Source organism: Pseudoalteromonas neustonica, from assembly GCF_001653135.1.
In the GTDB taxonomy this organism is placed as follows: Bacteria; Pseudomonadota; Gammaproteobacteria; order Enterobacterales; family Alteromonadaceae; genus Pseudoalteromonas; species Pseudoalteromonas neustonica.
This window is the reverse complement of sequence record NZ_BDDS01000001.1, coordinates 212,656-227,488: the sequence shown is the minus strand read 5'-3', so window position 1 is coordinate 227,488 and position 14,833 is coordinate 212,656. Positions and strand designations below refer to the sequence as shown.

At 38.5% G+C, this 14,833-nt stretch carries 17 protein-coding genes; 7 read left to right on the top strand and 10 right to left on the bottom strand.

The features are described from left to right. Positions 1–41 precede the first annotated feature (41 nt). The 4 genes from A7967_RS22145 to A7967_RS00985 all read right to left on the bottom strand — a co-directional run bounded on the left by A7967_RS22145 (position 42) and on the right by A7967_RS00985 (position 3,367). On the bottom strand, positions 42–203 hold the full coding sequence (locus A7967_RS22145) for a YqaE/Pmp3 family membrane protein (protein WP_082355624.1): 162 nt from the start codon (positions 201–203) through the stop codon (positions 42–44). A gap of 177 nt (positions 204–380) precedes the next feature. Next, positions 381–1,610, bottom strand: coding sequence for an ammonium transporter (locus A7967_RS00995; protein WP_054204192.1), 1,230 nt, complete (start codon positions 1,608–1,610; stop codon positions 381–383). A 9-nt stretch (positions 1,611–1,619) separates the two neighbouring features. Further along, a complete protein-coding gene (locus tag A7967_RS00990; RefSeq protein ID WP_054204193.1) occupies positions 1,620–1,958 on the bottom strand; it encodes a P-II family nitrogen regulator in 339 nt (112 codons plus the stop codon). 176 nt (positions 1,959–2,134) lie between these two features. Continuing rightward, positions 2,135–3,367: a GGDEF domain-containing response regulator gene (locus tag A7967_RS00985; RefSeq protein ID WP_054204194.1), complete on the bottom strand. Its 1,233-nt coding sequence runs from the start codon at positions 3,365–3,367 to the stop codon at positions 2,135–2,137. A 274-nt stretch (positions 3,368–3,641) separates the two neighbouring features. Here A7967_RS00985 and A7967_RS00980 point away from each other — a divergent pair, with 274 nt between their 5' ends. From A7967_RS00980 to serA, 5 genes are all read left to right on the top strand, one after another. Then, entirely contained in the window at positions 3,642–5,162 is a 1,521-nt protein-coding gene (locus A7967_RS00980; RefSeq protein ID WP_054204195.1) for a S10 family peptidase, read from the top strand. A 224-nt stretch (positions 5,163–5,386) separates the two neighbouring features. Continuing rightward, complete coding sequence (locus A7967_RS00975) at positions 5,387–5,944, top strand: hypothetical protein (RefSeq protein WP_054204196.1); 558 nt, start codon at positions 5,387–5,389, stop codon at positions 5,942–5,944. Positions 5,945–5,963: 19 nt separating this feature from the next. Beyond that, positions 5,964–6,560 carry a 5-formyltetrahydrofolate cyclo-ligase gene (locus tag A7967_RS00970; protein ID WP_054204197.1) on the top strand — a complete coding sequence of 199 codons (597 nt, stop codon included), beginning with the start codon at positions 5,964–5,966 and terminating at the stop codon, positions 6,558–6,560. 53 nt (positions 6,561–6,613) lie between these two features. Continuing rightward, positions 6,614–7,267, top strand: a complete 654-nt coding sequence (gene rpiA / locus A7967_RS00965; protein ID WP_054204198.1) for a ribose-5-phosphate isomerase RpiA — start codon at positions 6,614–6,616, stop codon at positions 7,265–7,267. A 13-nt stretch (positions 7,268–7,280) separates the two neighbouring features. Beyond that, positions 7,281–8,510, top strand: a complete 1,230-nt coding sequence (gene serA / locus A7967_RS00960) for a phosphoglycerate dehydrogenase (protein ID WP_054204199.1) — start codon at positions 7,281–7,283, stop codon at positions 8,508–8,510. Between the two features lie 217 nt (positions 8,511–8,727). On the opposite strand, the gene A7967_RS00955 is transcribed toward serA, so the two are convergent. Together A7967_RS00955 and A7967_RS00950 are read right to left on the bottom strand one after the other, a co-directional pair. Next, positions 8,728–9,378: a YceI family protein gene (locus tag A7967_RS00955; RefSeq protein ID WP_082379012.1), complete on the bottom strand. Its 651-nt coding sequence runs from the start codon at positions 9,376–9,378 to the stop codon at positions 8,728–8,730. A gap of 487 nt (positions 9,379–9,865) precedes the next feature. Beyond that, on the bottom strand, positions 9,866–10,324 hold the full coding sequence (locus A7967_RS00950) for a hypothetical protein (RefSeq protein ID WP_054204200.1): 459 nt from the start codon (positions 10,322–10,324) through the stop codon (positions 9,866–9,868). Between the two features lie 511 nt (positions 10,325–10,835). On the opposite strand from A7967_RS00950, the gene A7967_RS00945 reads away from it, so the two are divergent. After that, positions 10,836–11,138 (top strand): hypothetical protein, encoded by a 303-nt coding sequence (locus A7967_RS00945; protein WP_054204201.1) that lies wholly within the window; start codon positions 10,836–10,838, stop codon positions 11,136–11,138. 130 nt (positions 11,139–11,268) lie between these two features. On the opposite strand, the gene A7967_RS23600 is transcribed toward A7967_RS00945, so the two are convergent. The 3 genes from A7967_RS23600 to A7967_RS00935 form a co-directional block, all read right to left on the bottom strand. Continuing rightward, the gene (locus tag A7967_RS23600) at positions 11,269–11,451 is read right to left on the bottom strand and encodes a hypothetical protein (RefSeq protein ID WP_331458691.1); all 183 of its coding nucleotides are present in this window, start codon (positions 11,449–11,451) and stop codon (positions 11,269–11,271) included. A 15-nt stretch (positions 11,452–11,466) separates the two neighbouring features. After that, entirely contained in the window at positions 11,467–11,907 is a 441-nt protein-coding gene (locus A7967_RS00940; RefSeq protein WP_331458692.1) for a hypothetical protein, read from the bottom strand. A gap of 88 nt (positions 11,908–11,995) precedes the next feature. Next, the gene (locus tag A7967_RS00935; RefSeq protein ID WP_054204202.1) at positions 11,996–12,691 is read right to left on the bottom strand and encodes an aspartate/glutamate racemase family protein; all 696 of its coding nucleotides are present in this window, start codon (positions 12,689–12,691) and stop codon (positions 11,996–11,998) included. A gap of 575 nt (positions 12,692–13,266) precedes the next feature. Between A7967_RS00935 and A7967_RS00930 the strand changes: the two genes are divergently transcribed. After that, complete coding sequence (locus A7967_RS00930) at positions 13,267–13,680, top strand: hypothetical protein (protein ID WP_054204203.1); 414 nt, start codon at positions 13,267–13,269, stop codon at positions 13,678–13,680. A 138-nt stretch (positions 13,681–13,818) separates the two neighbouring features. Here A7967_RS00930 and A7967_RS00925 read toward each other — a convergent pair whose 3' ends face one another. Then, the gene (locus tag A7967_RS00925; RefSeq protein WP_054204204.1) at positions 13,819–14,751 is read right to left on the bottom strand and encodes an aq_1923 C-terminal domain; all 933 of its coding nucleotides are present in this window, start codon (positions 14,749–14,751) and stop codon (positions 13,819–13,821) included. Between the last annotated feature and the right edge of the window lie 82 nt (positions 14,752–14,833).

Here is a 14,833-nt window from a genome sequence, read left to right as displayed (position 1 = left end):
ACGACAATATTAACACCTGTAAAATTAACAGTCACTGAAACTTAGCGTGTACACAACCAAAGTGAATGGATCACGGCAGGTATAAAAAAGATAAAACATAGAACGATATTAATGATGAGATCTTTACCCACACCCGCTTTTAAAAATACAGCTATCGGTGGTAAAAATAACGACAAAATGATCAGTACTAATTTGTTATCCATAAGGATCCTTATTATAGTTTGGTAATAATTTTGACCTAAGCATAGCCAGTAATCGTTATTTTTCCTATGCGAATGTTCTGATTTTTCCGTGTCTTTATTGTCTGTCGCACAAAAAAGCCCTAACCGCAGTTAGGACTTTGTTTTGAACACACAATTATTTAAATTTGCTATTACTGATTAGTTACCACGCACAGAGACAAACTCAGGATAAGCATCAATACCACAATCGTGCTGATCCATTCCATTTAACTCTTCTTCTTCTGTGACACGAATACCTATGGTTTTCTTCAAAACAGTCCATACAATGACTGACGCTATAAATACAAACCCTAAAATACACACCAAACCAATTAACTGATTAACAAAGGTTGCCTCTGCATTCGTAACAGGCACTAGCATGATACCAAGTACCCCGCATACACCATGAACTGAAATTGCACCAACGGGATCATCAATTTTAACTTTATCCAGCGCTACAATGCTAAATACCACGAGTGAGCCACCTAAAACACCCAATAAACACGCCATTACCGGCGAAGGTGATAAGGGGTCTGCCGTAATCACAACGAGTCCTGCCAATGCACCGTTAAGCACCATTGTTAAGTCTGCTTTACCCCATAGCACTTTACATACAAACAACGCTGCAATTGCGCCAGTGGCCGCAGCGGCATTGGTGTTTAGTAATATTTTGCCTACGGCAGTTGCATTTGCTGCATCTGAAATTAATAACTGAGAACCACCGTTAAAACCAAACCATCCCATCCATAAAATAAACGTACCCAATGTTGCTAACGGCAAGTTAGAACCCGGAATTGGATAAATTTCACCATTTTTACCGTATTTACCTTTACGAGCACCAAGCATTAATACACCTGCAAGCGCCGCCGCTGCACCTGTACCGTGCACAATCGCAGAACCTGCAAAGTCAACAAAACCCATTTCAGATAAGAACCCTCCACCCCAAGTCCAATAGCCCTCAATCGGGTAGATAAAACCGGTTAATACAATTGCAAATGCAAGAAAAGCCCATAACTTCATACGCTCAGCAACAGCCCCCGATACAATTGACATCGCAGTTGCTACAAATACAACTTGAAAGAAGAAGTCTGACTCCAAAGAATGATCTGCATCAGCAGCTTGCGTGCCTATTAATGCGCCAAGCGAAGGGACTAAGCCACCTTCAGTGTTGTCTACATACATAATGTTGTAGCCAACCAGTAAAAACATGGTGCATGCGATTGCATACAACGCCACATTTTTAGTTAAAATTTCAGTGGTATTTTTTGAACGCACTAAACCGGCTTCAAGCATGGCAAAACCTGCAGCCATCCACATCACTAAAATACCTGAGATTAAAAAATAAAATGTATCTAACGAGAATTTGAGTTCTATAATCGTGTTTTCCATAAAGCCCCCTTAAATTGCTTCTTCATCTAATTCACCCGTACGAATACGGACAATTTGATCCAAGTCGTAAACGAAAATTTTGCCGTCACCTATTTTTCCTGTTGAAGCAACCTTAGTAATGGTTTCAACAACACGTTGGCAATTTTCGCTACGAGTAGCAATTTCGATCTTTATTTTTGGAATAAAATCGACTTGATATTCGGCGCCGCGATATAACTCGGTGTGCCCTCGTTGACGGCCAAACCCTTTAACGTCAACAACGGTCATTCCTTCAATGCCTAAATCAGCCAATGCTTCTCGCACATCATCCAGTTTAAATGGCTTTATTATTGCACTAATCATTTTCATAGTGGCCCCCTTCGGACGCTTATTGTTATCCTGTTTCCTTAGATAATCCAACCTTTGTGCCACTATTTAAAGCTCTTACTAAACAAGAGCTTATTAATTAAAGTTAATTTTAAGCAATAAAAAACGCACCATATAGGTGCGTTTTATTAACATTTCTACAGTGCTGGTGCAGCACACTAGCTTTGTTGTACAACACAATCTCTGTCTTGCGCTTTTGCTTGATATAACGCCTTATCTGCCAAGCGCATCGCACTCGTTAATGTTACATTTTGAAAGTTTGCTAAGCCAATGCTTACCGTAATGGTAAATGACTGACCATTTATAACAAAGTCATACGCAGCAAGGCGTGATCTAAATGCATCAAGTAGCGGGTATGCTTGCTCTAAACTGATGTCAGCCAACACAATTGCAAACTCTTCACCTCCTACACGCGCTACCGTAAAACCTTTGAAAGAGCTGCGTAATAAAGACGCAACTTGCTTTAATGCCTGATCGCCCGCTTCATGACCAAACTTGTCATTAATCGCTTTAAAAAAGTCAATATCCAGCAATGCTAAGCTATTTTTACGTGCTGTTTCCTTTAAAAGCGACTCTGCAAATTGATAAAAGTAACGTCGATTATATAAACCAGTTAAATCATCACGATATGCACTTTCTTTAATATCTGCGATTAACGAAAGTTGCTCCATTGTTTGCAATACCCGACAATGGAACTCTTCGTTCATAAATGGCTTTGTTAAAAAGTCATTAGCGCCATACTTTATAAAGCGTGCTGATAGGCCATGTTTGCCAGCCCCAGATAACCCTATGATGGCTAAATCATCACGCCCTCTAAAATTGCGCACCGCTTTAACTAATTCAAAACCATCCATAGTAGGCATAGCGTAATCAGTCATGAGTAGTTTAATTTCAGCGTCTTTTTTTAGAATTTTTAGCGCTTCTTCACCATCATGGGCCACTTGTACATCAAACAACTGCTTTTCTAGCATTTGTTTCATCAATGAACGACTTAGTAACGAGTCATCAGCAACTAATGCTTTACATCCTTGATTACGTAATAATTGTGCAACCAATTTTACAGCGTAATGATACGAATCACGGTTGTCTTTAATAACATAATCAACAACCCCTATCTCGAGCATTTCTTGGCGCTTGTATTCATCAATTTTTGAAGTTAAAACAACTGTAGGAACATTTTTTTCCAACGTGTATTTAACAACCTCACCGTTCATTGCGTCGGGAAGAGTTAAGTCAACAAGCGCCAAAGTATAGTTTTGATTGCTTATATATTCTTTAGCCTCTGCTAGTGACCAAGCAAAATCAACTGCTACATTAAGGTAGTGGGCAACTAAATGGCGCAACACTTGCTGAACAACTTTACTATCTTCAACCACTAAAACTCTTTGCATAAATCTTCTCTATACTGCAGATGGATTTTGCTTGTTTTATCCCTTCCCTAAGAAACAACAAAGCACAACGTAATAATTTAGCATGGAATATACTCCACTCTTGTAATAATCAAAATCTATTAAGGTTAATATACGCATAAAGCATACTTTCTTTGAAAAAAGCTAATATAAACTTCTGCCTCTTAACGATTAATACTGGTAGCTAGTCTCATTACCTTTGTTATTTTCTAAAAAATTATCTTTAATAGGCTAACTTTCGTTTAAAGGATCCCCCATGAAGCTTGTCAGTATCATTAGTTTATCTCTGGCCGCACTAACAGTAAGTGTAACAACCAGTAGTTATGCCACAGACAATCAACGCCGAATCGACGTTGACAGTAATGTTGTAACTCAACATAAAGCGCGTATTAATGGTGAGCGTTTTTCTTATACCGCTACCACAGGTACACAGCCGGTGTGGGACGATAAAGGCGATGCGGTTGCCACCTTGCAATACACTTACTACGAGCGAGATAAGGTCGATGATCGCACTAAGCGCCCATTACTAATTTCATTCAATGGCGGACCAGGTTCTGCATCTGTATGGATGCACTTAGCCTATACTGGACCACGCGTATTAAAAATTGATGACGAAGGTTACCCAATTCAACCTTATGGCGTTAAAGACAACCCATATTCTGTGCTTGATGTTGCTGACATAGTTTACGTAAACCCTGTAAATACAGGGTACTCGCGGGTAATTGAAAATGAAAAAGGCGAATTATTAAGCAAAGATGCACAAAAGAGTATGTTTTTTGGCGTAAATGCCGACATAAAATACTTAGCAGAATGGCTAAATACTTTTGTAAATCGTAATGAACGCTGGCGCTCACCAAAATTTTTAATCGGTGAAAGCTACGGCACTACGCGTGTATCTGGCCTTGCTCATGAACTACAAAATCGTCAATGGATGTACATCAACGGTGTTGTTTTAGTGTCCCCTACTGATATTGGGATTAAACGCGATGGCCCAGTAAAAGCCGCTAACCGCCTGCCATATTTTGCTGCCACTGCCTGGTATCACAAAGCACTAAGCCCGGAACTACAAGCTAAAGATCTAGATGAATTACTGCCTGAGGTAGAAAATTTTACTATCAACAAACTAATTCCTGCACTTGCCAAAGGTGGTTTTATTGGTGATGAAGAAAAGAACGCGATTATTAAACAAATGGCGCTTTATGCAGGGGTATCTGAAAAATTTGTTCAGCAAAACAACCTTGATATTCCAAACAACTTCTTTTGGAAAGAACTATTACGTGAACGCGGGCAAACACTGGGGCGTTTAGATTCACGTTACCTAGGAATTGATAAACGTGACGCTGGCGAATCACCTGACTATTGGCCTGAGCTAACGTCGTGGTTGCATTCATTTACACCGGCCATTAACCATTATCTTCGTGAAGAGCTTAACTATAAAACAGACATAAAATACAACTTGTTTGGTAATGTTCACCCGTGGGATCGCAGTAATAACAAAACAGGCGAGAACCTACGTTTAGCAATGGCACAAAACCCATATCTTAATGTACTTGTTCAAGCCGGCTACTTCGATGGCGCAACAAACTACTTTGATGCTAAATACACTATGTGGCAGCTCGATCCAAGCAGTAAAATGCGCGATCGTTTAAGCTTTAAAGGCTACCGTAGTGGCCACATGATGTACCTACGTCATGCCGATTTAGAAAGTTCAAATAACGATTTACGTGACTTTATGCTCAAAGCATTGCCTAAAGAAGGCCAAGCTGCAAAATACTAATCGTATTAACGTTTACAACAGCCCGCTTATTGCGGGCTTTTTTTCACCCATGATTTTGATCTACCCAAGTCGCGTATTTAGGATGTTACAAGGGCTTAGGGTCAAAGCGTTACCTTGTGTAATAATACCTTGGCTAAATCGCTTTTAATTCCAACGACACTCGCATCTTTAGGTGGCTTGGGTATATACTCAAACTATTGATCTCACGTTTTTGGAAAACACAAATGGCAGAAAACTTCCGTGTCATGTTTGCAGGGCTAGCGCCAGATACAGAGCAAACACAAGCGATCACCCAATTAGCTACAAAGCTAAAAGCCCCCACAAGCAAAGTCGCTGCCTTTTTTGACAACAAACCTCTATTTGCACCATGTGAAAAAGAAAAAGCATTAAAACAAGCCAAGTTACTTGCCAGTGTTGGTATCACAAGCAAGTTACTGCCACTAAATAATTCAGCCTCGGCAACAAATAATAACGACACAGCAAGCTTACGTGACGAACGTATTTTTAATGCCCTTGATTACATTACAAGCAGCTTAATTCGTATAGAAGAAAAGCTCGACGACTTAGAACAGCGTTTACCTGCTACAGCACAACAACCTTTAGAAGATGAAACCGATGATTGGCAAGATGACGACTTACTCATCGATGACGAACTAACAACCCCGGTAAAAAAACGCAGTAATATTTTATTATATTCACTGATATCGATGGTGATCCTGCTATTAATTGTATTGGGCTTATCGTTTTTGTTTCCTGATTTTTTTAATATTTTGGATAGTTAAAAGGTAATATACGCTTAAAATGAGCCAACAAAGAGCCACAATCCGTCAAGAAACCCGAAGAAAACGCAATTCACTGTCAAATAATGAACAAAAAATTGCAGCCTCTGCGCTCAAAGTGAATTTTACTCAACATTTAAAACTACAAAAAACAACTCAAAATGCCCATATAGGTATATATTTAAGTAATGATTCAGAATTAGATACATCATTGTTAATAAAAGACCTTTGGTCTAAAAACCACACCACCTACCTCCCTATCATTCACCCATTTAACGGCACTACTTTATACTTTCAGCGCTATGAAGAAAATTCACCCATGAGGCCAAATCGCTATGGTATCTTGGAGCCTAAGTTAAATTGTAGTCAGATATGCCCACTTGCAGAGCTTGATTATCTACTTATGCCATTAGTTGCATTTGATGACCACGGCAACCGTTTAGGGATGGGGGGTGGCTTTTATGATAAAACGTTGGCGCGCTACGAAAAAGAAAATTGGCAAAAACCACAACTAATAGGCCTTGCACATCAATGCCAACATGTGGAAAATTTACCAATTGAATCGTGGGATGTACCACTAAAGTTCATAATCACACCACAGAAAATCTATCATTGGTAAGCAATTAATTTGTATACTAACGTTTAGCAACTCCACCTATAGAGCATAAAACTATGACACAAGACGAATTAAAAAAAGCCGCTGCTTGGGCAGCCCTAGAGTTTGTAAAAGAAAACACGATAGTAGGTGTTGGCACCGGCTCAACGGTAAATCATTTTATTGACGCCCTTGGCACAATAAAAGACACCATTAAAGGTGCGGTTTCAAGCTCTGATGCATCAACTGCAAAGTTAAAAGAACTAGGCATTGAAGTATACGAATTAAACGATGTAGATGGCCTTGATGTATACATAGATGGCGCTGATGAGATCAACACCCTAAACGAAATGATCAAAGGCGGCGGCGCAGCTCTCACCCGCGAAAAAATAATTGCAGCCGTGGCTAAACAGTTTGTATGTATTGTTGATGATACGAAACTAGTCGACACACTTGGTGAGTTTCCACTGCCAGTCGAAGTGATTCCAATGGCGCGCAGCTATGTAGCCCGTGAATTACTAAAGCTTGGCGGCGACCCTGTTTATCGCCATGGAGTGGTGACTGATAATGGCAATGTCATTTTAGACGTTCACAATTTATCAATCACTCAAGCAAAAGAATTAGAGCTAACAATTAATCAAATTGTTGGTGTAGTAACTAACGGCTTATTTGCCCATCGCGGTGCAGATAAAGTCATTATAGGCACCAAAAATGGGCCACAAATTAAATAAATAGGATGAGGATATGAGTAAGGTATCGTTAGCAAAAGACAAAATTAAAATTCTCTTGCTTGAAGGTGTGCACCAAAGTGCAGTTGAAACACTTAAACGTAATGGTTACAGCAACATTGATTACGTAAAAACATCGTTACCTGAAGATGAGCTAATTGAGCGTATTAAAGATGTGCATTTTGTCGGCCTTCGTTCTCGTACTCATATCTCAGAAGCTGTTTTAGAAGCCGCAGATAAACTCGTTGCGATAGGCTGTTTTTGTATCGGCACCAATCAGGTTGATTTAAATGCAGCCCGCCAGCGCGGTATTGCAGTATTCAACGCGCCGTTTTCTAACACTCGCTCTGTTGCTGAACTTGTACTAGGTGAAATACTCCTGTTGTTCCGTGGTATTCCTGAGCGTAACGCCATTGCACACCGTGGCGGCTGGTTAAAAACGGCCAATGGCTCATTTGAAGCAAGAGGTAAAACACTCGGTATTATTGGTTACGGCCACATCGGTACTCAACTGGGTATTATGGCTGAAAATATCGGCATGAATGTTGAGTTTTTTGACATCGAAGACAAACTAAGCCTAGGTAATGCCAAGCAAGTGCATAACTTAACGCAATTATTACAACGCGCCGATGTTATAAGCCTACACGTACCAGAAACACCGCAAACCAAAAACCTTATTGGCACAGCTGAGCTTTCAGTAATGAAGCAAGGCGCAATATTAATCAACGCCTCTCGCGGTACTGTGGTTGATATTGACGCCCTAGCCGAAGCCCTTACAGAGAAAAAGTTAAGTGGCGCAGCCATTGATGTATTCCCTGTTGAACCAAAATCTAACGCAGATGAATTTATCTCGCCACTGCGTGAATTCGACAACGTGATTTTAACACCGCACATTGGTGGTTCAACACAAGAAGCACAAGAAAATATCGGCATTGAAGTTGCCGGTAAATTAGCGAAATATTCAGATAACGGCTCAACAATTACTGCTGTTAACTTCCCAGAAGTATCGCTACCAGAGCTTGCAAATCGTAGCCGCTTATTACACGTACACCACAATCGCCCTGGTGTACTAACACAAATTAACCAAGCGTTTGCCCAGCACGGCATCAACATCGCCGCGCAATACTTACAAACAGACGAAGCCATTGGTTATGTTGTAATAGATGTGGATACCGATCACTCTGAAGTCGCACTTAAAGAATTAAGTGCAGTAGAGGGAACGATTAGAGCGAGAATTTTGCACTAAAAGCTAAGCTGTAAGCGAAAAGCATAAAAGCCGTGCCTGTTAAGTTAAGCACGGCTTTTATTTAGATTAGCAATCGTCTTTCAAAACCTGAGCAGAGCATTAAACATAATGAAGAAATCCAGCTTGATTTTATTGAAATTATTCATTTAAGCGACTATCTACGACATGCAGTTTACACATTTCACTCTTGACGATTTAGCAGCTACCTACTTTATTCTTACTGCTTGCCAACATTAAGAAATTCCGCATAAACTTCTAAATCAATGTGATCCCCAACAATCGGTATATAACTGTCCATACCAAAGTCAGAACGTTTTATTTGACCTACCGCGCTAAAACCAATGGTGTATTTCCCTGTCATCCAGTTGTCTGCTCCACCGTGAAATGTGGCTTTAAACGTCACTGGTTTAGTAACGCCTCTAAGCGTTAAATCGCCTGAGAAATTAAAACTGGTATCAGATACAACCGTAACGGTGTGACTAGTAAATGATGCTTGTGGAAAGCGTTCACTGTTAAACCAAGTGTTATTTTGTAAGGTTTCTGCTAACTCAGTATTATTAATATCGATAGAGCTAATATCCACCACTGCGTTTAATGACGCGACAGCCATATTATTAGGATCAAAGTTCAGTTGTGCATCAAATTGATTAAAACGTCCTACATAGGTTGATAACCCTAAATGTTGGATTTTAAATATTAATGCAGCATGTTGATTATCTAGCTGATATTCACCTGCTTGAAGCGCTATCAACTCAGATTTAACAGTGGGTGCAATCCAACTCACACAACTTGTCAGTAACAGCGCACCGCACATGACTGAGACCGAATGTATAAATGTTCGCATTGTATTTTTTAATGCTGAGTTCATAGTAGTTAAGCCATTAGTGATGTGTTAAGTATTGGTAAAACAAAACGTTATTTTGCATAAAATCAAAATTATACCCAAGCCACCTCAAAATGCGAGCGTCGTTGGAGTTAAAAGCGATTTAGGCAAGGCATTGATTGCAAATAATAGTGGTTCTATTGTTCAAATCAATAACGCAGTATAAATCGCTTTTAAACCAACCCTCTGGGCGTTTCACAGGCGCTTACTCTCTACGTTGTTACTTCTTAAAAGGGACGACCATTATTGCAAAGTAACGCCTTGATATTAAGCGCCTGTGGAACGCTGAATTCTGCATCTTGAGGTGGCTTGGGTATATAATGCCTCATATTTTCCATTTTCACCTCTCTTTTATATTCATGATGGAGTAAAAGCCGCCAATTCCCCGTCTATTAATTAATAGGCTTATCATAAAGAAATGCCGCAAAACAAGACCACTGTGAACACTAAAAACGAGCTACTTACATTTACGTTACCTTTTCTCTTTTGGATACTTAATCTTTTGAAATTGATTAAATAGCTCACATGAATTATTAACAATTTCGTAGCCATTATAAAAAGACATTGAATATTCCCTTGTAACATCCATAAACCCAATAAGTGGCCAGTGACCTTGGGCTGCTTTATTCAATGAGAGGTATTTACCTGTGAGGCCGATATGGCAATTATTAATTTTTAATACATCGAGATCAGATAAACCTCTAATACTGATTCTTTCTTTACCTCGACTAAAGCAAGAAGCCATATTTAGGCATAAAAAATTACCTTCTTCTGTTTTGAGGAAGTACCCAGCAACCTTAATTTCGACTTTATTATATTCATCTGGAGAACTTATTAAGTTGATAATACTGACATAAGGAGTGCTTATTTTCATGTCTGAAAAAACGTTGAAAGAAACAACCAATATGATAAAAAATATAACTATTTTCATTTAATAACCTTTCGCAATTGATACTTTTGAGTGATTAAAAAATGCCACTTCGCTATCAGAATGACAATTAAACCCAGTAACTTAAAAATAACGATTAGGGCTTGGCTTTTACCTAAGCATTTTATGTTCGAAGTACTTGAAACCTCAATGCTATTTTAAGCTTTTCAGGTACAACTTTACGAGGATCACTTCGATATATCTCCCTATGTATTTTGGATTGGCGCTAAATGCCTGCATTTTTTGCAAACTCTTCCATTTTTTAAAGCTGATTGGTTCGTCTTCAAAAATGCCTAAATGCAATATTTGAAAACCAAAGGGGTCAAACCCTGACTTCAGACATCATAATTATTAACCGTCTGCAATTTGATCTAAACCGTCATTCAGTTTATTATTTCACTCGATATTTGTATCAAAATAGGAACTCCCCTATCGCTGATACACTAACAAAAAACAAATTCAAAACGAGTGGTTCTACAGGTTCGTTAAACGTTAAAAAAAATGGTATCTCACTATGAGAAAAGAGTTTTTATTTAAAGTTAAAGGTCACACTATTAAAGTCGTTAATTCTTGGATGCGCGGCGTAAAATTATATGTTGACGGTGATTTACGTGATCACGATTTTAGCTTGTTCGCAAATGGTAAAATAGCACTCGTATGTGCAAACTTAGGTGATTATGGCGTGCTAGAAATTAATCCATTATCGTCGTTATTCTCTGTAGAAATTGATGCATTCCTAATTTTAAATAATTCACAACAACATGTTTACAGCTCACATAAACGCTTGAGTTTAACTGAACAAAGAACAGCGCAATAAACTTATGGCCGAGTTAGTGAAGGAATGACCTATAACATACACTTTGTTATTAGTGACAAGTGAGACTGGCCATTTATCTGCCGTAATAACTTAAAAACAACGATTAGGGCTTCGCTTTTACCTAAACATTTTATATTCGTTGCGCTTGAAACCTCAATACTGTTTTAAGTTTTTCAGGTGCAACTTTACGGGGATCACTCAGATATATCTCCCGATGTATTTTGGATTGCCGCCCAATGCCTGCATTTTTTGCAAACTCTTCCATTTTTTTAAAGCTGATTGATTCATCTTCAAAAATGCCTAAATGCAACATTTGTACGCAAAGACCTTAAGGCGAACGTTCAAAATTTAGCTGCGCTAATAATGGATTTTTCTTCTTTGCTTTTGCCACTTCAAGCATTTCTTTAAAGAAGTATTCATCCACAAAATCGGGTTGGCGTATCATCAATTTATATACAAAGTCGTCTTTGTTGATCTCACCGGTAAAGTTCGCTTTTGCAGCTTCATTAATGCCCCAAACGCCCTCCAGAGGATATACCGTAAAGTCATAATAACCCTTTGGTGTCACATCCATTTTCTTTAGTGTCATTTTTATCGTATAGACTAACGAATATAAAGCGCCAATTTTTTCAGTGAATATGCTTTTTGCCGGACTGCCTGTGCCTTCGATTGTAATAAACTTGAACTCAGGCACATCTATTATTTCAGGTTGATTTTTTGGAAGGTACAGCGCTTTCTCTTTTTTCCTCCATTCATATTTAGCTTGCATAAACATCCTCTTTTATACCTAAGCAGATTAAACGCTAAATATTAAGGCGTTCTAGCTAAGGGTCTCATTAAAATATCGATTAGCTTACCTATTCAGCCAATGCCAGCTCTACACCCAAAGTTGCATGTATTTGTGTTGTATCGTATAAGATAATATCTGTATCGCATTGCTGTACGAGCAAAGCTATTTCTGTGCAGCCAAGGATCACTGCTTGAGCACCTTCTCTAGCAAGCGCGTTAATAATATTTATGTATTTAACTTTAGATTGTGGGTTAATCGTTCCTTGGCACAATTCATTATAAATAACATCATGCACAATTTGTTGATCCGCTTTATTGGGCACAACCACATCAATTGCGAACTTATCGGTGATACGTCCTTTATAAAAGTCTTGCTCCATTGTAAACCGCGTACCTAACAACCCTACTTTACTAATATTATCACGCAATAAAAATTGCGCTGTTGCATCAACGATGTGCAAAATTGGAATCGATAGCTCTCGCTCAATATCAGGTGCCACTTTATGCATCGTATTGGTACAAATCATTAAAAAATCAGCGCCCGCTTGCTCGATTGATTTAGCTGCACTCGTCAATATTTTAGCTGTTTCTTGCCAATTACCTTCATGTTGAAGCTTTTCAATATCATCGAAATTAACACTGTGTAGAAAAATCTTAGCGCAATGCAAGCCACCAAGCCTAGCTTTAACGCCTTGATTAATTAATGTGTAGTAGCTTGAGGTTGACTCCCAACTCATTCCACCTAAAAGTCCAATCGTTTTCATTAATTTCACCAATTTTTATTATAAAACCTAATTAGTAGGCATTGCTCAGCTTTAAGCTAAGTATAGTCACAGGCTTTATTAAACGAAGAAGAAAGCACAAAAAATAAGGTTAACGGTCTTTATTTAAACGCCTTATCTTTTATATATGTGATAAAGCACTTACTCTTTCAAATCAATCGCATTTATAGTGCCCCTACATTTTGAACATAAAACCTAACACATATTCACTTTACCTCTAACATATCAGTACAAAAAACCAGCCAAAACCACAAGTAATTAACAAATTTATTCCCTATAAAAAACACACCTATCACAAGGCCTTCACCTAGCTATTTATGAAATCCAGGTTGTTTTAATCACGAGCCAAAATTCAATTTAAAACAATAAAATACAAAAACTTAAAGAAAACAAGGCAACATTGAAAACGTATTCACACCCGATTTTAATTAGCACATAATCAATACTAAAAAATGATGGTTCCACCCTCAAGAACCAATAAGAAGAACAAAAACCATTTACATTATGATACAAAAATGCAATAAATATAGAACTTTAATAAACAAGGAGATAAATGGATGAAAAAGTTAATTATTGCCACGGCTTTACTTTCACTAGGCTATAGCGGTTCGACTTTAGCTGCACATGTTGAATGTATGATAAACGGCACACCTACACAGCAAGAGTATTCAGTTGATCATTGTTCAAGCACAACAAATTCGCCTCGCCCAGGTGTTGCGTTTAGGTTTGTTAGTGATAGACCTATCCAGGAGGTTACTTGGAGTTACAGTGCATCTAACTCAGGGACTTGGCGATGCGGCACGTCATCATATTGTACATTTAATGAAAATGGCCGTTTTGGTGAGTTTTTAGCTGATGCTAATGCTTGTGTTACTAGGGTTTTATATACTGACGGTACTTGGGAAAATAGCAATTATTGTGCCTTCGGTATTTATAATAAGCCGTATTCTTCAATCCCATATTCTGAATAAAATAAACTTCGTTATGCGCTAATCTATCATAGGTATGCGTGGAGTTAAAAACGAGCATTTTAATTTAGAAATTAAATATTAAAAAAAGCGCGAGATATACTCGCGCTTACAACTTACAGCTTTTTATAACTCTGCGATCTATTCACCTTTCGCTTTTAAATTTATAAACTCTGCTAGCTCGTTTGGTTGGCCCATCAAAGTAAATATTTGCTGATTAATCTCTGTCATTGTTTGCCCTGCGGGTAAACTGGCTGACACTGTTAATGAACCTAAACCTTGTGTGAAGTCTCTAATTGCCTGTGCAAGCTCGTCACTAACAGGGGCTTGCTGTAGCTGCATTTCAACCATTTGCTGCATTTGTTCTAGCGTCATGCCTTGCTTGCTTAATACTTGTTCAATAAGGGCTTTAAACTCGCCTTCGTTATTAAGTTTAATTTCAATACTACGAGGCTCAAGTTCTGAGATAGCTTGCATTAATAAAGTTTGTTGCTGTAATTGCTGCTCAAGCGGCAACGCCTGTGTGCCTTGCGCTTGTTGCATTTTACCCATTGCTAGTGAAGCTTCCATTAGTGCTTTTGATTTAGCTAAACCTAGATCAAAGTTAAGCGCAACAATCTGGTTTGCGTTGAGCGAAAAAGCAATATCGCTGTCGCCAGAGTTTTCGTCGTAGTTCATTAGCGTGTGTAAATCGTAACTTGCTGAGGCAAGTTGGTTATTTGCATCATTTGGTAGTTGCGCTACAAACGCATCACTAAATTTAAAGCCTTTTAATGACAGCTCTGTACGCGGTGCTATTTTATCAACCTCGTAACCTGCAACTGTAATACTGCTTATTTGCGCAATACTTTCGTTATCAAAACCTTTGATTTCAACACCTGATAATTCAACACTTTGTGAAAACACACTTGCTGATAATGTTTCATAGGTTGCAGTTGAACCTGTTTGCTTAGCTAATAAAGCAAGCTGACGATCTACTTCTGTTTTTACTTCTTTGGTAAGCGCATAGTTTGCGTAGCTTGCACCACCCACAGCTAGTGCAACAACAGCTGCAACAATCGCTAATTTTTTCATTTTATTTCCTTATTACTGTTCTTTTTAATCATTAATTTGTGCTTACAATAGCATTTATAAGTAAGCTGACGTTATTGGTAAT